The organism is Chryseobacterium defluvii, assembly GCF_014204415.1.
GTDB classification, from domain to species: Bacteria; Bacteroidota; Bacteroidia; order Flavobacteriales; family Weeksellaceae; genus Chryseobacterium; species Chryseobacterium defluvii_A.
In genome coordinates this window covers 1,161,052-1,180,706 of record NZ_JACHLE010000001.1, presented here as the reverse complement: position 1 = coordinate 1,180,706, position 19,655 = coordinate 1,161,052, and the positions used below count along the sequence as shown (strand labels likewise).

At 38.3% G+C, this 19,655-nt stretch carries 22 protein-coding genes and 1 pseudogene; 18 read left to right on the top strand and 5 right to left on the bottom strand.

Features of this window, described 5'->3' with window-relative positions; translation table 11 throughout:
• Nucleotides 1–11 precede the first annotated feature (11 nt).
• Nucleotides 12–1,106 carry an MBL fold metallo-hydrolase gene (locus tag HNP38_RS05315; RefSeq protein ID WP_184185558.1) on the top strand — a complete coding sequence of 365 codons (1,095 nt, stop codon included), beginning with the start codon at nt 12–14 and terminating at the stop codon, nt 1,104–1,106.
• A gap of 1 nt (nt 1,107) precedes the next feature.
• Here HNP38_RS05315 and HNP38_RS05310 read toward each other — a convergent pair whose 3' ends face one another.
• Together HNP38_RS05310 and HNP38_RS05305 are read right to left on the bottom strand one after the other, a co-directional pair.
• Nucleotides 1,108–1,395 carry a GNAT family N-acetyltransferase gene (locus HNP38_RS05310; RefSeq protein ID WP_184185555.1) on the bottom strand — a complete coding sequence of 96 codons (288 nt, stop codon included), beginning with the start codon at nt 1,393–1,395 and terminating at the stop codon, nt 1,108–1,110.
• A 207-nt stretch (nt 1,396–1,602) separates the two neighbouring features.
• Nucleotides 1,603–2,883, bottom strand: a complete 1,281-nt coding sequence (locus HNP38_RS05305) for a hemolysin family protein (protein ID WP_184185551.1) — start codon at nt 2,881–2,883, stop codon at nt 1,603–1,605.
• Nucleotides 2,884–3,035: 152 nt separating this feature from the next.
• Here HNP38_RS05305 and HNP38_RS05300 point away from each other — a divergent pair, with 152 nt between their 5' ends.
• From HNP38_RS05300 to HNP38_RS05285, 4 genes are all read left to right on the top strand, one after another.
• On the top strand, nt 3,036–3,461 hold the full coding sequence (locus HNP38_RS05300; RefSeq protein ID WP_184185548.1) for a hypothetical protein: 426 nt from the start codon (nt 3,036–3,038) through the stop codon (nt 3,459–3,461).
• A 120-nt stretch (nt 3,462–3,581) separates the two neighbouring features.
• Nucleotides 3,582–4,484, top strand: coding sequence for a helix-turn-helix domain-containing protein (locus HNP38_RS05295; protein WP_184185545.1), 903 nt, complete (start codon nt 3,582–3,584; stop codon nt 4,482–4,484).
• 87 nt (nt 4,485–4,571) lie between these two features.
• The gene (locus HNP38_RS05290) at nt 4,572–5,573 is read left to right on the top strand and encodes an aldo/keto reductase (RefSeq protein WP_184185542.1); all 1,002 of its coding nucleotides are present in this window, start codon (nt 4,572–4,574) and stop codon (nt 5,571–5,573) included.
• 73 nt (nt 5,574–5,646) lie between these two features.
• Nucleotides 5,647–6,837 carry an MFS transporter gene (locus HNP38_RS05285; protein ID WP_184187593.1) on the top strand — a complete coding sequence of 397 codons (1,191 nt, stop codon included), beginning with the start codon at nt 5,647–5,649 and terminating at the stop codon, nt 6,835–6,837.
• A 442-nt stretch (nt 6,838–7,279) separates the two neighbouring features.
• Here the strand turns inward: HNP38_RS05285 and HNP38_RS05280 are convergent, their stop codons facing one another.
• The 3 genes from HNP38_RS05280 to HNP38_RS05270 form a co-directional block, all read right to left on the bottom strand.
• Nucleotides 7,280–9,499 carry an NADP-dependent isocitrate dehydrogenase gene (locus tag HNP38_RS05280; protein ID WP_184185539.1) on the bottom strand — a complete coding sequence of 740 codons (2,220 nt, stop codon included), beginning with the start codon at nt 9,497–9,499 and terminating at the stop codon, nt 7,280–7,282.
• A 105-nt stretch (nt 9,500–9,604) separates the two neighbouring features.
• Nucleotides 9,605–10,723 (bottom strand): hypothetical protein, encoded by a 1,119-nt coding sequence (locus tag HNP38_RS05275; protein WP_184185536.1) that lies wholly within the window; start codon nt 10,721–10,723, stop codon nt 9,605–9,607.
• 11 nt (nt 10,724–10,734) lie between these two features.
• Nucleotides 10,735–11,187 carry a T9SS type A sorting domain-containing protein gene (locus tag HNP38_RS05270; protein ID WP_184185533.1) on the bottom strand — a complete coding sequence of 151 codons (453 nt, stop codon included), beginning with the start codon at nt 11,185–11,187 and terminating at the stop codon, nt 10,735–10,737.
• Between the two features lie 169 nt (nt 11,188–11,356).
• Between HNP38_RS05270 and tpx the strand changes: the two genes are divergently transcribed.
• The 13 genes and pseudogenes from tpx to HNP38_RS05205 all read left to right on the top strand — a co-directional run bounded on the left by tpx (nt 11,357) and on the right by HNP38_RS05205 (nt 19,644).
• The gene (gene tpx / locus HNP38_RS05265; protein WP_184185530.1) at nt 11,357–11,857 is read left to right on the top strand and encodes a thiol peroxidase; all 501 of its coding nucleotides are present in this window, start codon (nt 11,357–11,359) and stop codon (nt 11,855–11,857) included.
• 78 nt (nt 11,858–11,935) lie between these two features.
• Nucleotides 11,936–12,340 (top strand): annotated as a pseudogene (locus tag HNP38_RS05260) (glyoxalase superfamily protein).
• A 298-nt stretch (nt 12,341–12,638) separates the two neighbouring features.
• Nucleotides 12,639–13,229: a Crp/Fnr family transcriptional regulator gene (locus HNP38_RS05255; RefSeq protein ID WP_184185527.1), complete on the top strand. Its 591-nt coding sequence runs from the start codon at nt 12,639–12,641 to the stop codon at nt 13,227–13,229.
• Nucleotides 13,230–13,307: 78 nt separating this feature from the next.
• Nucleotides 13,308–13,718: a VOC family protein gene (locus HNP38_RS05250; RefSeq protein WP_184185524.1), complete on the top strand. Its 411-nt coding sequence runs from the start codon at nt 13,308–13,310 to the stop codon at nt 13,716–13,718.
• Nucleotides 13,719–13,873: 155 nt separating this feature from the next.
• Complete coding sequence (locus HNP38_RS05245) at nt 13,874–14,326, top strand: hypothetical protein (protein ID WP_194299328.1); 453 nt, start codon at nt 13,874–13,876, stop codon at nt 14,324–14,326.
• A gap of 203 nt (nt 14,327–14,529) precedes the next feature.
• Nucleotides 14,530–14,970, top strand: coding sequence for an SRPBCC family protein (locus HNP38_RS05240; RefSeq protein ID WP_184185521.1), 441 nt, complete (start codon nt 14,530–14,532; stop codon nt 14,968–14,970).
• Between the two features lie 25 nt (nt 14,971–14,995).
• Entirely contained in the window at nt 14,996–15,520 is a 525-nt protein-coding gene (locus HNP38_RS05235; RefSeq protein WP_184185518.1) for a DinB family protein, read from the top strand.
• Between the two features lie 2 nt (nt 15,521–15,522).
• Complete coding sequence (locus tag HNP38_RS05230) at nt 15,523–16,299, top strand: alpha/beta fold hydrolase (RefSeq protein WP_184185515.1); 777 nt, start codon at nt 15,523–15,525, stop codon at nt 16,297–16,299.
• Nucleotides 16,300–16,547: 248 nt separating this feature from the next.
• Nucleotides 16,548–16,979: a VOC family protein gene (locus tag HNP38_RS05225; protein ID WP_184185512.1), complete on the top strand. Its 432-nt coding sequence runs from the start codon at nt 16,548–16,550 to the stop codon at nt 16,977–16,979.
• Nucleotides 16,980–17,058: 79 nt separating this feature from the next.
• On the top strand, nt 17,059–17,472 hold the full coding sequence (locus HNP38_RS05220; RefSeq protein ID WP_184185508.1) for an SRPBCC family protein: 414 nt from the start codon (nt 17,059–17,061) through the stop codon (nt 17,470–17,472).
• Between the two features lie 35 nt (nt 17,473–17,507).
• The gene (locus HNP38_RS05215; protein ID WP_228460942.1) at nt 17,508–17,747 is read left to right on the top strand and encodes a DNA-directed RNA polymerase subunit alpha C-terminal domain-containing protein; all 240 of its coding nucleotides are present in this window, start codon (nt 17,508–17,510) and stop codon (nt 17,745–17,747) included.
• Between the two features lie 150 nt (nt 17,748–17,897).
• Entirely contained in the window at nt 17,898–18,764 is an 867-nt protein-coding gene (locus HNP38_RS05210; protein ID WP_184185502.1) for a VOC family protein, read from the top strand.
• A 46-nt stretch (nt 18,765–18,810) separates the two neighbouring features.
• Entirely contained in the window at nt 18,811–19,644 is an 834-nt protein-coding gene (locus HNP38_RS05205) for an SDR family oxidoreductase (protein ID WP_184185499.1), read from the top strand.
• Nucleotides 19,645–19,655 lie beyond the last annotated feature (11 nt).

Sequence of the window (19,655 nt, the reverse complement as noted above, 5' to 3'; positions counted from 1 at the left end):
TCAAAGACAAAATGATTTACTTAATTATTACAATAGTTATTTTAACAGCACTGTATTTTATCATTACCGCGAGGGAAGTTTTCGGAGCTGAGCCAAAAGGAGAAAGGCTAAAGCGGATGCAGCAATCCGGACACTATAAGGATGGACAATTTCAGAACCTTAGCCACACCCCCTCTCTTACAGAAGGATACAGCATGCCGGGAGTGATATATAACTTCTTTTTTGCCAAAAAAGATCCCCTTCTGAAACCTTTGAAAAATATTCCGTCTATTCATACCGATCTGGCAGCACTTTCTAAGGATGAAGACGTATTTATCTGGTTAGGGCATTCTTCATACTATATCCGGACAGACGGAGTTTCTTTTCTCATAGATCCTGTATTAAGTGGTTATGGATCACCGTTCAAATACTTTAACAAAGCTTTTGCCGGAGCAGATATTTTTAAACCGGCAGACATTCCCCATCTGGATTACCTGGTTATTACACATGATCATTACGATCATCTGGATTATCCGACCGTTAAAGCAATAAAAGACAAAGTCGCTAAAGTAATATTGCCGTTAGGAGTAGGTGCACATCTGGAGAGATGGGGATATAAAGAAGACCAGCTTATTGAAGAAGAATGGGGGGGATCCCGTGAGCTGAAAAATCATATCAGGATCACTTTTACTCCGGCAAGGCATTTTTCAGGCAGAAAAGTAAAAAGGAATGTTACATTATGGACCTCTTATGTACTGGAGACCCCTACGAAAAAAATATTTTTAGGAGGTGACAGCGGTTATGATACCCACTTTAAGATAATTGGGGATACCTATGGCCCTTTTGACTATGCCATTATTGAAAACGGGCAGTATAACGATGCATGGAAATACATACATGCCCTTCCGGAAGATGTGATCAAGGCAAGTATAGACGTTAATGCCAGAAATATCATTCCCGTTCACTCTTCCAAATTTGCATTGGCGCTTCATGCCTGGGATGAGCCTTTAAAAAGGGTAACAAGCCTTGGAAAAGAGAAAAACCTAACTATTCTTACCCCAATGATCGGGGAAGTTATGGATCTGAATACATCAGATCATCATTTCAGAGCATGGTGGGAAGATTAGCTCAGGCATGCCAGATGTCTTTATACCTTTCGGGGTGGTTTTCGAACTGCTGCCTTACAAAGTCGCATTCAGGATCGATCAGGAGATCTTTTTCTCCGGCATAGCGTACAAGCTCATCCAAAAGCATTTTTGCATATCCTTTCCCTTCATGTTCGGGGTTTAGTTTCGTATAATATACAATTAACAGTCTTCCATCGATCTCTATGGACATATAGCCTGCCTTTTCTCCATTAATTAATATCTGCAATTCATCCTGATATGGAGATATTCCAAATTTTATATTTTCCATAATTATTGAGATTTTTGGGATTAAAAAATGGTTGGAGAACCTCTCTGTATAGATTCACTCCTTTAAAATTACAAATTAAAAATAATATAATACTCTAAATTTAAATTTAATGATTGAAAAGCCCGAAGTTTAAGGAATAATAAAGTAAATAACATAAATTCCTTAATACCTCAAATCCATCACTCATCCCTTATCCCTTATCCCTTATCATTGATTATCCGTCCTCATCGCCAGTATCTTATCAATCCTGTTTCCGTCTTTGTCAATGATCTCAAGGGTCAGATTACCTATCTTTATTTTGTCTCCTGTTTTGGGAACAGTTCCGCTCTCGCCAATGAACAGCCCCGAAACACTGACGAAGTTTTTCTCAACTCCTTCATCAATCTCTAATTTAAAATACCTTTTAAAATCATAAATAGAGCACTTCCCATCGATCAGCCATGAATTTTCGTTTCGTTTTATAATTTCCGGCTCCTTATCGAAACCATCAGGAATATTGCCTACCAGATCGTCCAGAATATCGTTGAGAGTGATGATCCCTTTAGTCGTTCCGTATTCGTCGATCACGATGGCAATATGGGATTTATTATTCTGAAAGCTTTCCATAAGCGGATAGATGAATGAGTTTTCACTCACGAAGACCGCTTTTCTAAAGTGTTCACGTAGATTAAAATGGTCATGATCCAGATCAAACAGGTCCCTCATCTTTACAATCCCTATAATATGATCAGGATTATTTCCTTCTGTCACGGGATAGGTGGAATAGGTACTGTTTTTGAGTTTTTCTTTTACGGTTTTATAGCAGTCATCAGCATCTAGGAAGACCACTTTAGAACGGTGGGTGGCAAGAGAACTAACCTTCCTGTCGGTCAGCTCAAAAGCATTCTTTAAGACATCATGTTCTTTTTCCTCAATAACTCCGTCTTCCTTTCCTTCTTTAATGATGGATTTTATTTCCTCTTCGGTCACCGCTTCTTTTTCATCACTGCTGATCCCGAAAAGTTTTAGAAAGCCCTCGTTAGTAATTGTGAGAAGCCATACGAAAGGAGAGGCAAGCATAGAAAGCCAATACATCGGTTTAGCAACAAGCATGGCAATTTTTTCAGGAAATTTCAGTCCCAGCCTTTTGGGAATCAGCTCTCCGAAAACAATAGATAGAAAAGTAATAATGATTACAATAAGTGCTGAGGAGATTCCGTTAGAGTAAGGAGACAAAAACTCATATTTTGAGATATAATCTGCCAAACCTGCCGTAAGTCTGTCTCCGGAATAAATCCCGAGAAGGATTCCGATCAAAGTAATCCCGATTTGTACTGTTGAAAGGAATTTGTTGGGATTTTCAGAAAGGTCTAAGGCCTTTTTAGCATTGGAATTGCCCTTTCTCTTTTCATTTTTCAGTTTAAAATTTCTTGAAGACACTAAGGCCATCTCTGACATTGAGAAAATGCCGTTGAGCAAAATAAGAAGAATGATAATAACGACCTCCATAATTAAGATCTGATGATTCTATATAAATATAGAAAATATTGCAGTCATAATCAAATTGTCCTATTGTTTTAACAAAAATTATGAGCTGAGTTAATTGATTTGGCATTTTAATTGTCATTGCTAAATATAATCTAATCAGAAAACTGGCAGAGATGAAAAAAATAGCATGGACTATATTATTTTTAGGCGCATTCACTTTAAGTTATGCACAGTCCGATTATTACAATGATTATAGAAGAAGTGTCACAGATGTTAATTGGGGGGCTGTAGCTGCAGATCTGCTTCTCTCTTCCACCCAGGTTAAGCAGCTCAATGCTCTTAATGACAGGTATGCGGATTATAACACGTGGCTCAGGGTATATGGAGATAGCCCCGACAGATGGAGAGCAGACCGGTATTCTGAGATAGAAAGGATTTTGGGAAATGATAAATATGTAAAATTTAAAAACAAATATTATAAAGGACAGAATCCTGTTGCGGTATACAACAGAAATAAAAATAATGATAAGAAATATAAACATATCGATAAAAAAAGCAAAGCTGTTCATATGAATAATGGTAAAGACCATAAGCATTAGGCAGCGATCAACTATATATTCAGTTTTTTATGACCGGTTTTTTTGAGCCGGTCATTTTTTATTTTATCGATCATGATGATTGCATGAAAAAGTGATGTTTGAATTTTATAATTTTGAGACATGGAATCAATAGAAACAGTCAAAGGATTTTATGAGCGTAATGCCAAAGAGGGTTTTTCATGCATCAAAACTCCCGGAATCGGTCATTTTAATGTTTTTTCCCGGGAAAATTGTTCATCAGTCACGCCTTACAGCAGAAGGGATTATTATAAGATCTCACTGATCATAGGAAAAGGAAGGCTGCATTACGCCGATAAATGGATCTATGTGGATAAGCCTGCTTTGTTATTTTCAAATCCTGTAGTGCCTTACTCATGGGAAGCGGAAGATGAAGATCAGACAGGCTGGTTCTGTCTTTTTACAGATCAGTTCCTGCAAAATGGAAACCGTATGGGAAACCTTCAGGACTCGCCGCTTTTCAAAATCGGGGGAAGTCCGGTATTCTTTGTTGACGAAGAGCAGCAAAGATCGGTTTCCGGGCTGTTTCTTAAAATGGTAGCTGAAATTCAGTCCGATTATATTCATAAATATGATATGCTTCGGGCATACCTGCATCTTCTGGTCCATGAAACCATGAAAATGCAACCTGCAGATAATTTTGAGCATTACCAGAATGCTTCGCAAAGGGTGGCCTCTCTGTTTATGGAGCTGCTTGAAAGACAATTTCCCATCGACAGCCCGGAGGCATATCTCAGGCTGAAAACACCTAATGATTTTGCGGAAAGCCTGTCTATTCACGTAAATTCCCTGAACCGTTCCGTAAAAGAGATCACCGGGAAAACTACGACCCAACAGATCACGGCAAGGATTATTCAGGAAGCTAATGCTCTTTTAAAACATACGGACTGGAATATTTCCGAAATTGCATATGGCCTTGGATTTGAGGAACCCGCCTATTTTACCAACTACTTCAAAAAACAGACAGGATATGCTCCCAATACCTTGAGAAGTAATCTGGTTTGAATTCTATAATTCTTGGTTTGAATTCTATATCGGGCGCAACGAATTCTTGTTCTAATTTTGTTCCTGTAATTAAAATCACAAACAATTATGAAATTCAGAAAATTAGGAAACACAGGAGAGCAGTTATCTGCCATCGGACTGGGATGTATGGGAATGAGTTTTGCCTATGGCCCTGCAGACGAGCAGGAGAGCATCAGCACATTGCACAGGGCTTTGGATCTCGGGGTCAACTTTTGGGATACGGCAGATATGTATGCCAACGGAGAAAATGAAAAGCTGATCTCTAAAGTTCTGGTCCCGAATCGTGATAAGATTTTTATTGCCACCAAATTCGGATTCAGGTTCAAAGATGAGAAAGCCAGCCACAGCGGGGCGCCGGGAACCTATTTTGACGGCTCTCCGGAATGGATCAGGCAGGCCGTGGATCAAAGTCTACAAAGATTAAAGATAGACACCATAGACCTTTATTATGCCCATAGGGTAGATCCCAATGTTCCTGTAGAAGAAACGGTAGGAGCCATGGCTGAGTTGGTGAAAGAGGGTAAAGTAAAATATCTGGGACTGTCGGAGGCTTCAGCAGAATCGATCAGGAAAGCCAATAAGATCCATCCGATCACAGCATTACAGTCCGAGTATTCTATCCTTACCAGAGATGTTGAAAAAGAGATTCTGGCAACGATCAGGGAACTTGGAATTGTTTTAGTGCCTTATTCTCCTTTGGCGAGAGGTCTTTTTGCCAATATTAACGAAGTTCAGAACTTTGGGGATGATGACTTCAGAAAATCTTTACCACGTTATCAGCAGGAAAATCTTGAGAACAACAGGAACTTAGCAAAAGAGATCAATGATTTTGCCGCATCCAAAGGAGTAAAAGGAACGCAGCTGGCCTTAGCATGGGTGTTGAACCAGGGGGAAGACATTATTCCGATCCCCGGGACAAAACGGATCAAATACCTTGAAGAAAATATTGAAGCAGCCGGGATTGAGCTCTCTCCATCCGATCTGGATACTATAGATGCCATTCTGAAAAAATATCCGAATACAGGAGAAAGATACAGCGAAGGTTCTATGAAGCTGGTCAATAATTAAACATCAATATCGTCAGGATTCCTGAAAAACCATTCGGGGATCCTTATTTTTACAAAAAAGAGGAATGAAGGAAATGAAGACCCTTAAAGAGAAAAATAAATTTATCGCTACGATCCTTGCTTTTGCCATGATCCCCATGTCCGGCCTGGCGACGGATATTTACCTGCCTTCCATGCCGAGTATGGCAACAGAGCTTAATCTTCCGGAAAGCAGCATTCAGCTTACCTTATCCATATTCCTGATCAGTTATGGGCTTACCCAGTTCTTTGCCGGAAGTGTGGTGGATTCATTTGGACGATACAGAATTGCCCTGATCTCCCTGGCTTTATTTGTGGTTACGTTTTTGATTACCGCATCCACTCAAAATATTATGGTGATCTACACAATGCGGGTGTTGCAGGGGATGCTGTCCGGGCTTGCGGTAGTTTCCAAACGGGCGTTCTTTGTGGATATGTATGAAGGAGAAGAACGTAAGCATTATTTAAGCATTATGACGATCGTATGGTCAGTAGGGCCTATCATTGCGCCGTTTATAGGAGGGTATTTGCAGAAGCATTTCGGCTGGCAGTCCAATTTTTACGTATTGGCAGGATACAGTTTATTATTGCTGATCCTGGAATTGATATTTTCAGGGGAGACCTTAAAAGTGAGAAATCCTTTTCATATCAGCTTTTTGTTGAAAGAATATGAGATGATGTTCAAAGCCAAAGATTTCTTCTACGGAATGCTGATGTGCGGGCTGAGCTATGCCATGGTGATCTTCTTTAATCTTTGCGGCGCATTCATTATTGAGCATAAAATGGGGTATTCTGAAGTCATTGCAGGCTATGTTTCCCTGATCTTGGGCTTTGCCTGGATGGTAGGGGGATTTTTAGGGCGGGCGTTGATCAATAAGGCATTTCTGCCCAAGATCCGGTATGCTAATTTCATTCAGCTTGCCCTGATCGTCCTGATGTTTGCCGTATCTTATTTTACAAGTACCCTCTATACTTTAGTGGCTTTTGCCTTTGCTATTCATGTTACTGCAGGATTTATTTTTAATAATTATTTTTCTTACTGTCTTGGACGATTTCCAAATTCTGCGGGACTTGCAGGTGGTTTAACAGGTGGGGTAGCGTTCATCATTACCTCAGCAGTAAGCTATGGAATTGTGGCGTTCATCAGGCCTGAGATTCAGTTGCAGGTTGCGGAAGGGTATTTTATACTGGGTATGCTGGGACTGTTTATTTTAAGTATGATCAGGATAAGAAAGGTATATAATTAATTATTAAAAGATTAAAAGATTTTGTCTTAAACTTTGCATCAACCTTAAAAATTATATTTTCTACTCATAATTTTCAATGACAGATCCTCTCATTCTACTTTGGGAGGGTTTATTTTTGTATGAAATAAATTATTAGTGAACGGGCTTTAATCGAAATTTTCCTCTCTAACCACAAAGCCGCAAAAGCTTTTTTATAACACTTTAGTTAAATGCTAAATATATATGGAAGAACATATAAGTTTTTTGGAAATCAAATATTAAGTTCAATTAAAATAATCTTCTAAAGTGTACTTATTATAAAGAGAATAGCTTGAAAACTTATAAAACTAACGTGTTTAAATATTTGCCATCCCGTAAAAGATATTTTTTAAACTTTTAGTTTAAATCATTCCAATAAAAAAGCCCCTTGAAAAAGGAGCTTTCGTTTATCATATCAATTGAATTAAATTCCGTCAATAATAGCATTCAATGTAGAGCTTGGTCTCATGGCTGCATAAGTTTTAGGCTCATCAGCTTTATAATAACCACCGATATCCTGAGGTTTACCCTGTGCACCAATCAGTTCTTCATTGATCTTCGCTTCATTTTCCTGCATCTTCTGAGCGATCGGCTTGAACTTTTCAGCAATTTCGGCATTGGTGGTCTGATTGGCCAAAGCTTCGGCCCAATACATCGCTAAATAGAAATGAGAACCTCTGTTATCGATCTGTCCTACCTTTCTTGCCGGAGATTTGTCGGTAGCTAAGAACTTAGCATTAGCCTCATCCAATGCATCTGCTAAAATCTGGGATTTTGTATTCCCCTGAGTCTGGGCCAAATGTTCCAAAGAAGCCTGAAGCGCCAGGAATTCACCTAAAGAATCCCATCTCAGATATCCTTCTTCTACAAACTGTTCAATATGTTTCGGAGCAGAACCACCTGCACCTGTTTCAAATAAACCGCCTCCATTCATCAGTGGAACGATAGACAGCATTTTTGCAGAAGTTCCAAGCTCAAGGATTGGGAAAAGGTCTGTTAAGTAATCTCTCAATACGTTTCCAGATACGGAAATAGTATCTTTACCTTCTCTTGCTCTTTTTAACGTCTCGGTCATGGCATCTTTTACATCAAGAATTCTGATGTCAAGCCCTGTTGTATCATGATCTTTAAGATATTTTTCTACTTTCTTAATGATTTCTCTGTCATGGGCTCTACCTTTATCTAACCAGAAAATAGCAGGAGTGTCAGACAATCTTGCTCTGTTTACTGCTAATTTTACCCAATCCTGGATAGGGGCATCTTTGGTCTGGCACATTCTGAAGATATCATCTTTTTCTACTTTTTGAGAAAGAAGAACATTTCCGGCTTCGTCCTGAGCTTCAATAGTTCCTGCAGCGGTAGCCTGGAAAGTCTTGTCATGAGAGCCATATTCTTCAGCCTTCTGAGCCATTAAACCAACATTCGGAACCGAACCCATAGTGGTAGGGTCTAGTTTTCCATGAGCTTTCATATCATCAATTACAGCTTGGTAGAATCCTGCATAAGAACGATCCGGAATGATACAGACCGTATCCTCTTCATTTCCGTCCTTGTTCCACATTTTCCCTCCGCCTCTTACCAAAGCAGCCATAGAAGCATCAACAATAACATCGGAAGGAACATGGAAGTTGGTAATCCCTTTATCAGAATTTACCATCGCCACTCTTGGCCCGTTCGCTAAAGCAGCTTCAATATCCGCATTGATCTCTGCTTCCTGCGCATTTCCTTTGATCTTCTCGAAAAGGTCTGCAAGACCATTGTTTGGATTAATATCTAAAGACCTGAAAGTCCCGGCATATTTTGTGAAAACATCTTTGAAGTAAGTTTCTACGATAGCCCCGAAAATAATAGGATCGGAGATCTTCATCATGGTAGCTTTCAGGTGAGCAGAAAGAAGTACGTTTCTGTTTTTAGCTTCATCAATAGCCTGCTGAACAAAAGCTTTCAATGCTGTTAAATTCATTACGGAAGAATCAATTACTTCACCGGCCTGAAGACCGGCAAAATCTTTCAATACTGTTTCAGAACCATCATTTCCTTTGAATACGATCCTGAATTTTGTGGCGTTTTCTAAAGTAGTTGAAGTTTCGGTTCCGTAGAAATCTCCACTGTTCATGTGAGCTACATCAGTTTTGCTGTCAGAAGCCCAGTCTCCCATTTTATGAGGATTTGCTTTTGCGTAGTTTTTAACAGCTTTTGGAGCACGTCTGTCAGAATTTCCTTCTCTTAATACAGGATTTACAGCACTTCCTAAAACTTTCGCATATTTAGACTTGATGGCTTTCTCTTCATCATTTTTAGGCTCTGCAGGATAATTTGGAACTGCGAAACCTTTTGCCTGTAATTCAGCAATGGCTTCGTCCAGCTGAGGAACAGATGCAGAGATATTAGGTAATTTGATAATATTGGCATCAGGCTGAGTGGCTAATTGCCCTAATTCTGATAAAGCATCACCCATTTTCTGGTCATCCTTTAAGAATTCAGGAAAGTTCGCTAAAATTCTTCCTGCCAAAGAAATATCCGGAACAGCAATTTCGATATCCGCTGATTGTGTAAAAGCTTTTACGATAGGTAAAAACGAGTGGGTAGCCAGCATGGGAGCCTCATCCGTTAAGGTGTAATAGATTTTTGATTTTTCTGACATTATACTGTTATTTATTATTTGAAATTTTAAGTCTCGCAAATTTAATAAATATCACGGTTTAATTGGAGTGTTTAAATAAAAAAAGAGGCTTTTGCCTCTTTCAGTTTATATTTGGGTTATTGTATATGTTCCGGTTGCATCAAAATTGATATTGAATTCAATTTTATAATTCTTAGGAATGGTAGGGGAAAGATTTGGAAAGGTAATTGGATCACCATTTATATCAAAGGACCCGTCATTCAGATTATCTCCTATATCTTCAGAATTTGGACCGAGCGCTGCTAACCTTAAATAGAAAGTACCCCCATTGCTGGTAGTAACTCCATTAACATTTATTGTAAACTTTCCTGTAGAAGTATTGTAGGAAACAGAAGTTGTAGGGACCGGGCTTGATAATGAAGTGAATTGAATTTGCGGGCTAAAATTTTCAAAATTAGCACCTATAGTCGTCACGGTATTATAATCAACCAAAACCTGGTAAAATCCATTGGAAGAAATATTGTAATTACCTCCGTTGGCAACCAGCGATCCGAAAGAATCAGAACCATATGTCTGTGCCCCGTTCCCCGGAGAAGCTAAAAATTTTACTTGGGTGTTCGCCTGGAAATATTTATAGCCTACTTTTGGGAGTCCGTTTCCTCTTAACAGTTCTGCAGAAGAAGCATTGAAAGAATTATAAGAGCCATACATATAAAGATTTGATGGCAGATTATTACCGGATGTGCCGGAATTTGTAGGCAGACTTAAAGTTCCCGCATCATTTACACTTAGAGTATAATTGGTTCCGTTAGGAGAAACTAGGGTAATTCCCTGCCCTGCTCCTGTAACCACGGTTTTACTTACCTGGGCATAAGGAACGCTCATCAATTGATTTACTCCGACATTGGTGTAGTTGGAGCCCCCTTGCGGATCCATTTCCACTTTTACAAATTTGGTATTGGTTCCCCAGTTGATCCCTCCGAAATTACCGGTAGCAGGGGTTCCCTGTCCGATGTTAAGATTCACCAGTCCTTTGGCATTGGTGGTTTTATTATGAGTTTCAGTATATAAAACTGTTCCTGTTGCACCATTTTCCATAATGCTTACTCTCAAAGAAACATTCCCGTTGGCAATGGGAGCTCCGGAAGCATTAAAAGCAATAGTCTGATAGCTGAAAGCCTGTGGAACCTGAGCACTGAATAAAGTGGCAATAAATAATCCTATAGTAGTATAAAGTTTTTTCATGAATAGTTTTTTTAAGGTTTTTTGATAATTTTAATAGGTTTGATGTCTGAATTTTTGAAAGAAATAGTATAAATCCCCTGACTTAATGTTCTCAAATCCAGTTTTTCAGATTCTAATTTTGTTTTTAAAACAAGCCTTCCCGAAGCATCATATACTTCAGCCTCATCAATTTTTGATATTGAATTTAATTTTACATAAATAAAATCTGTGGTAGGGTTTGGGTAGATTTTTATATTCTCCTTTTCAAGCTCATTGACCCCTAAAACCTGTAAAACAGTCTGGTAAAGCATTCCCATTGTACCGGAGTTACTCTGGTTAGGATCTGTGGGGATCACATAGATCTCTCCCACAGAATGTGTAAAGTTATCCGCAGATACCGCCCCTGAATTGAGATTCCCAATCGCAGACTGGGCAAAACCCAAAAATGGCGTTGCCAATAACAACACAATAATTTTTTTTTGCATGGTTAGTTTTTTTAGTAAAGTCTGCGAATATAACTAAAAAATAATGTCTGAATCAATTTTTAGTAAAGATTATTTTTGTTTTTGCACTTTAAGAATTATTTAACCTTTATTTGAAAAGAAATGCGGTGCAATTTGAGTAAATTTGATGAAACTAAAAAAAACAGAGTTTATGTCAACTACGATTACTTTAAAAGGGAATGAAGTGCATACCATAGGAATTCTTCCGTCTGTAGGAACTACCGTAAGGGATTTTGCACTGGTAGATTCCGGTTTACAGGTAAAAACTCTTTCCAACTTTGACGGAAAGAAAAAAGTCTTCAATATTTTTCCAAGTATAGATACAGGGATTTGTGCCGCTTCTGCAAGAAAGTTCAATGAAGAAGCTTCAAAGATGCACAATACTGTTGTTATTAATGTTTCCAAAGACCTGCCTTTTGCACTCGGAAGATTCTGTGCAGCGGAAGGACTGAATAATGTGGAGACACTTTCAGATTTCAGAAGCAGCTTCGGAGATGATTATGAAGTGACTATTACGGACTCTCCGATGAAAGGACTTCTGAGCCGTGCAGTAATTGTTACTGACGAGAACAATAAAATAATTTACACAGAGCAGGTTTCCGAAATTACCCACGAACCTGATTATGAGGCAGCAATTGCAGCCTTAAAATAACTATAGAGAGATAAATTATAAAGCCTTGTGGAGATCGTGTTTTCGCAGGGCTTTTTTGACTTTAAGAATTTATTGAATATGAAAGCAGAACAGGTTATTCCCATCCTCAGGATCTTTGATTACCGGAAAACAGTTGAGTTCTATGTTGACTGGCTGGGTTTTGAAATCGTGTGGGAACATTCTTTTGAAGAAAATACTCCGGTTTATATGGAAGTGAAGAAAAATAACATTACTCTCCATTTAAGTGAGCATCACGGTGACTGAACACCTGGGAGCAGGGTTTTTATCTGGGGTGAAGGAGTTGCGGAATATCACAGGGAATTAATAGGAAAAAAATATAAATATAACCGGCCCGGGCTTGAAAAAACCTTTTATGATACGGTTGCCTTTACAGTAGATGATCCTTTCGGGAACAAAATTATATTTAATGAAAAGTTTGATGAAACAAAGCATAAGGATTTAAAATTTTCCTCAATGCATTGATTTTAATTTAGCTGCAAAAGCTTATATATCGACGTTGTCATTCTGAAAGAAGCGGTAGCGTATTGAAGAATCTCAAAAATGTTGACAAAATTTATATTCCTCTGGAACGACAGACCTGGTGTACAATAAGAGTATTGAATTTTAACCCTAGAGTGTTCCTGAAAAACCTTTGTGTCTTTTGTGGTTTAATTTTTTCTTTTTCTATAAACTTAAACAGCTTTATTGTTAAAGAATAACTTTTTTTGTTTCAGACACAAGAAAAATTATATTTTTAATACCTTAAAAAACATTCTGTAAGATGAGTTACAAAGCCTTAGAAATTTCTTATGATTTCCCATTTTTTTTACCGGAAGAATTAGATGAGATATTTAAGGCTCATGAAAAAGTTGAGTTTCAGAAAGGAGATTTCATCCTTGAAGAAGGTAAAACGGCCAATGAATATTATATTATAGAAAAAGGCCTTGCCCGCTCATTTGTTAATGATTTTAACGGCAATGAAGTAACCACAAATTTCTTCGTAGAAAATGAAGTGGTGATTGAAGTTTCCTCACTGTTCCAGAGAATTCCCACCCAGGAAAATATCGTCTGCATTACCGATTGCGAATGCTGGAGATTTGGTTTTGATACCTTTCAGGAGCTCTTTCACAAAATTCCTAACCTTAGAGAATGGGGAAGATCATGGATGTCGCAGCAGCTTTTTGCTTATAAGCAGCGTTCCGTAGAAATGTTTACTCTTTCGGCGACCAAACGTTACCTTAATCTTTTGGAACAAAAACCCCAGGTGGTACAGTATGCCCCTTTAAAACAGATCGCTTCTTATCTGGGGGTTACAGATACTTCTTTAAGCAGGATCCGTAAAGAATTGGTTTCCCATCCGAAGAAAATTTAATTCTTGTCTTATGGCAAGTTGATTTTCATCATGACTTGGTAATTTTGGTTAAAAGTTTAACATTAAAAAAATTGCCATATGAAAGTCAATCAGATTTACATCAACCTTCCCGTTACGGATGTACAGAAGACTAGAGAATTCTGGACGAAGCTCGATTTTTCCATCAACGAACAGTTTTCAGATGAAAATGCGATATGTGTAGTCCTTAAGGATGACCATATCTATGCAATGTTCCTGAAAGAAGAATATTTTCAGACGTTTACCAACAGGGCTTTGGCCAAAGGGGATACTACACAGGTGCTTCTTGCCATAGGAGTCAATAGCCGTGACGAAGTAGATACGATTGTAAAAACAGCCATAGAGAACGGAGGTTCAAAATACAGTGAGCCGCAGGATCACGGCTGGATGTATCAGAGTGCTTTTGCAGACCTGAACGGACACCAGTGGGAAGTTGCCTTTGCGGATATTTCTCAATTCCCGGCAGAGTAACTAAAAAATCTAAATAATCCTCTCATAGACCTTTAGAAGAATTATTTACACCAGTAAGAATTTTATTTGCATACATTCTCAATTAAAAAATCAGCTTAATCTGCATAATCTGCGGGAGAAAAAATAAATCCACAAATAGTATAATAATAGTAATCATGTCAAACGATATCGAAATTATAAAAAATCAGGTAACTGCCAATTACTGGGTCATTTCACAGAATATTGCCGGGATTTCCCATGAAGAATCCATGATCTTTCCCAATGGAGATGCCAATTGTATGAATTGGGTATTGGGACATTTGATCTATATCAGAAATGCTTTCCTGAATATTTTAGGAGAAGAATCTGTTTGGGATAGCGATGCATTTTCCTGTTATAACAGAGGAGAGCTTCCGCTGGACAGGAAAGATGAATTTGTAAGCTTTGAAGAATTAAAAACCTATCTGAAAAACTGTCAGGATAAACTTGAAAACAGACTCAATAGTCTTGAAAAGATCAGCACAGAAAGCGTAAAAGATATTTCAACCCTTTGTCTTCACGAGATTTATCACTGTGGTCAATTGGGTTATATCAGAAGAATCCTCGGAAAACCCGGAGCCATAAAATAAAGCAGTATTGAAAAAATCTGCCTGATCTGCCAAATCAGCGGGAGAAAAAATCTACACGTAGCGCAGCTAAAGCTCCCACAAAATAAAATATAAATCAAGCATGAAAAAGGAAGCTTTTCATTTAACAAAAGTAAATTTAACATCTGCTTAATCTGCAAAATCAGCGAGAGACTAAAAAAACAAAAATCTAAATTACATAAACTATGGAAAACTCATTTTCAATCCTTCATGATTTAGAGGTTGATGCTACTCTGGAAAATGTTTTTCAGATGGTCTCCGTTCCCGAATTTCTCAATGAATGGTGGACACATTTCAGCAGTGGCAATCCCGGACCGGACTCAGAATATACATTTGAATTTTCCGAAGAATACATCTGGAAAGGAAAGGTTTCAAAATTTGATCCTCCTTTTGAAATGGAATATGTAATGGCAGAAGCCCATGCAGACTGGGTTGGAACCAAAGTTGGCTTCATCCTCAAAGAAGCCGGGAACAGAACCGGGATCAGTTTCTATCATACCGGATGGAAAGATACAAACGAACATTTCCGGCAGACCTCATTCTGTTGGGCAATGTATTTGAGAATACTGAAAAAATTCGTAGAAGAGGGGCTTCATATACCTTATTCAGAAAGAGATAATTGTTAAGATTAAACGTATTAAATCAATCAAAATGGATACACCGAAATCAAAAAAATTAGACATTATTATTCCTGCTTTTCGGGGACACAGTCAGAACTTCCTGATGGTTCTTGACGGGATCTCCGAAGAAAACGCATTGAAAAGGATTGAAGGCAAGACCAATCATATTATCTGGATGGTAGGTAATTTTCTGGATATGCGATACGCAATGGGGAATGTACTGGGCCTGAGTGAAGAATTCGAATATAAAGACTTCTTCTTTCAGGGAAAAGCATTGGATGAAACCTTAAAATATCCTTCGTTGCAGCAGCTTAAAGACGATTTTCATAAAATTTCACCTCTTGTTTATCAGAAATTATTGGAAGTTTCCGATGAAGAACTGGAAAAAGCTTTTCCGATGGGGATGAATATAGATTTTTTTCCTGAAACAGTTCTCAACTTTGTAGGAATGTGCATAGGCCGGGAAGATTATCTGTGTGGTCAGATCGGGCTGATGAGAAGAATCCTCGGTTATGAAGGAATGAAATATGATTTTGACAAAGACCTTAAATATTAATCATGACACCGGGCGAAAAAGGCTATAAAACAGTTAGCGGGATCAGAATGTATTATGAAATATATGGTTCCGGGCAGCCGTTGATATTGATACATGGTGGCGGTTCATCAATTTTGTTTGACTTCAAAGAAGTTATCTCAAGATTAGAAAGCAAATTCCAGCTGATCGGAATTGATCTTCAGAATCATGGGAAGACAGAACACCGGGATATCCCTGAAACCTTTGAACAGGATGCCCGTGATGTAGTTGCTCTTCTACAGGAACTCAACATTGAGAAAGCTTCATTCTGGGGATTCAGTAATGGCGGGAATACAGTGATGCAGATTGCTCATCTGTTTCCTGAGAAAGTAGAAAAACTGATCGTTGCCTCTGCATTTTTCAAAAGGAACGGAATGATGGACGGTTTTTTCGAAGGAATGCAGGAAGCCACTCTGGAGTCAATGCCTGAACCTCTTAAAATTAATTTCCTGAACCAGAATCCTGATTTTTCAAAGCTGGAAAACCTTTTTGATAAAGACAGCAAAAGAATGCAGAATTTCCGGGACTGGAGTGAAGATATTTTAACATCCATAAAATCCCCGGCTTTATTCATCAGTGGAGATAAAGACGTCATGAAGGCCGAACATACGGTCGAAATGTGGCGTTTGGCACCTCATTCCCAATTAATGATCCTTCCGGCTACTCATGGCTCCTATATGATGGCTGACTTTGAAGGAAATATTGATAAAAGTTTAATAGATACAACCACGAATGAGGTGGAGAAATTTTTAAACTGTTAAGAATTAATGAAAATTGATCATTCTTATTTTTTGTAAACAATAATAATGCTAAAAAATCAAATGTATAAATGAAACTTAAACAGATTCTGAGATTCTTTTTTAAGACATTACGCTGAGCGAAAATACATCATCTTGATTTTGAGCTTTAAGAAGAAAACAGATCTTATATCCTTAACAAACTAACCAAAGCTTAAAGGCTCAAAACATAAAAACATAAACTTTAATACTAACTTTTAAACTTAAAAATCATGGCTAAATTAAATCCGTACTTAAACTTTGACGGAAAAGCAGAAGAAGCTTTCAACTTTTACAAATCTGTTTTCGGGGGAGAATTTCTTGGCGATATTCACAGAATGGGTAATGCTCCCGGAACCGAAAACTTATCGGAAGAAGAGAAAAACAGAGTAATGCACATTGCCCTTCCGATCGGGCAGGATCTTTTAATGGCTTCAGATATCGTTCCGGCATTCGGGCAGACCCTGAATGTGGGTAACAACAATTATGTTTCCATTTTTCCGGACTCAAGAGAAGAAGCAGACAGGATATTCAAAGGGCTTTCCGAAGGCGGTAATGTAGAAATGCCGATCGAAGACCAGTTCTGGGGAGACTATTTCGGAAGCTTCCAGGATAAATATGGTGTTCATTGGATGGTGAATTATAATGAAGAATACACAAAATAATCTTATATTTAACCTGATTATAAAAGGGTAGCTGAATTCCGGTTACCCTTTACATCCACCACTATAAAAATATAATCCTATGGAACCTATTAAAATTGATATTACCATTTTAGCTCCTGCCGAAAAAGTATGGGACTATTTCAACACTCCTAAACATATTACAAAATGGAACTTTGCCCATGAAAGCTGGCATTGTCCAAGTTCTGAAAATGATCTCAGGGTCGGCGGGAAGTTCAAAAACAGGATGGAAGCAAAAGATAAAAGTTTCGGATTCGATTTCGAAGGAATTTATGATGAGGTTATTCCTAATGAAAAAATAAAATATCATATGGAAGATGGAAGAAAAGTAGAGGTGATCTTTGATAAGGTGGATGACAACACTACGAAAGTTACCGAAATTTTTGATCCCGAAAAGCAGAATTCCGTAGAAATGCAGAGAGAAGGCTGGTACGCTATTCTTAATCATTTCCACAAATACGTTGAAAATCATTAATCCCTCTTCTGACAGTCATGATCAATCTGGTGATAATGGCAAAATGTTTAAATTCCGTTTGTACTGATGACCATATCGTGAAAGGGAATTTTCTTCAGGGCATTGTTGCAATGCCCGCCAGACGGGCTTTGGAAAAAGAAAAAATAGATTCTTTGGAAAAACTGTCGAATTATTCCGAAGAAGAGGTGATGCAGTTCCATGGTTTTGGAAAAAATACAATGAAAAAGTTGAAAGATCATATGAAAGCAAATAATCTTATTTTTAAAGATAGATAAAAATTTAAAGCAAATACCTTGTCATTCAGAATACAGACTGAAAGGCCTGCCAACGAAATTCAGAAGCATAATGTGGATTTCGGCACAAAGAAATTTCTAAGTTCATAATGACAAGTATAAACTATTTACCCCATTCTTAAATATAAAACTATGAATAACGATATTTTTCCATGTCTCTGGTATGATGGAGACGCAAAACAGTCCGCAGATTTTTATTGCCATATATTCGATGGAAAAATTACTGCGGATACCCCTATGGTCATCAATATAGACCTGTTTGGGCAGAAGTTGATGCTTTTGAACGGCGGGCCTCATTTTAAAAAGAATCCTTCCATATCCTTTATGGTCATTTGTGAAACCGAAGATGAGGTTCAGCAATATTGGGATCAGTTATTGGACGGGGGAGTGGCGTTAATGGCTCTGGATTCTTACTCATGGAGCAAAAAATATGGCTGGGTTAAGGATAAGTATGGAGTGACATGGCAATTATTCCTGGGTGAAAAAGCCAGTGGCCAGAAAATTATTCCGACCCTGATGTTCATTCATCAGAATAATGGGAAAGCTATGGAAGCTATGGAACTTTATACCCGCACTTTTCCTAATTCAAAAATCGGGAATGTCCTGGAATATGGACAAGGAGCTGAAGGACATGATATCCCGGAACCGGCTGAAAATGTTCAGCATGCTCATTTTGTGATCGATAATTACAGTGTATTCTGTATGGATAATTCTTATGACCATCCGTTTGATTTCAGCGAAGGGATCTCTATGGTAGTCATGACGGATGATCAGGAGCAGACAGATCATTATTGGAATACTTTGGTTTCTGATGGTGGCAGAGAGAGCATGTGCGGCTGGTTAAAGGATAAATTTGGCCTCAGCTGGCAGATTGTTCCTAAGAGGCTGATCCAGCTGATGAGTGACTCTGATCAGGAAAAAGCTCAGAAAGTCGTGAAGGCTATGCTGAAAATGCAGAAGATTATTGTAAAGGATTTAGAAGAAGCTTATCATTCCTAAAGTTGTTTCGGCTTGTTGTTTGATGTGATCTATAAAAGATTTGCTTATGAGAACACAGAACAAGTCACAATCTAAGTCAAAAGTCCCTAAAGATGGGATATTCCCTGAAATTATCCGTGAAAATTACCTGGGAAGCAGGAAATTATTCAATAAAAAAGCGGTAATCACCGGTGGGGACAGTGGAATAGGGCAAGCTGTAGCCATTCATTTTGCAAGAGAAGGTGCAGATGTCGCTGTCATTTATAAAGAAAGCGACAAAGATGCAAAAGAAACAAAGAAACTGGTGGAAAAAGAAGGGAAACAATGTGTTTTGCTTAAAGGAGACCTTACCAAAAGGACTTTCAGGACAAAATGCCTGAAAAAGATTAAGGAAAAGTGGGACAATCTGGATATCCTGGTGAATAATGCCGGGATCCATACTTCCAGAAGCTCCCTTGAAAAGATCACGGATGATCAGATACAGGATACCTTCAATACCAATATTATTTCGATGATTGCCTTTACAAGAGAGTTTTTACCTTTAATAAAAGAAGGAGGAAGGATTATCTGCACTACTTCTGTTACAGCCTACCGCGGAAGTGACCATCTGATCGATTATGCAGCGACAAAAGGAGCCATTCTATCGTTTATCCGGTCATTATCATCCAATCTTGCCAGGAAAAAAATCCTCGTCAACGGAATTGCTCCCGGGCCAATATGGACACCGCTTGTAAAAGAGACTTTCAGGGATCTTTCAACATTCGGGAAAGATACACCGCTTAAACGTGCAGGACAACCTTCAGAAGTTGCGCCGGCATTTGTTTTCCTTGCTTCTGAAGATGCAAGCTATATGACGGGAGAAGTAATCCACATCAATGGCGGTGGCTTCGTAGGCGGATAATTAATTACAAA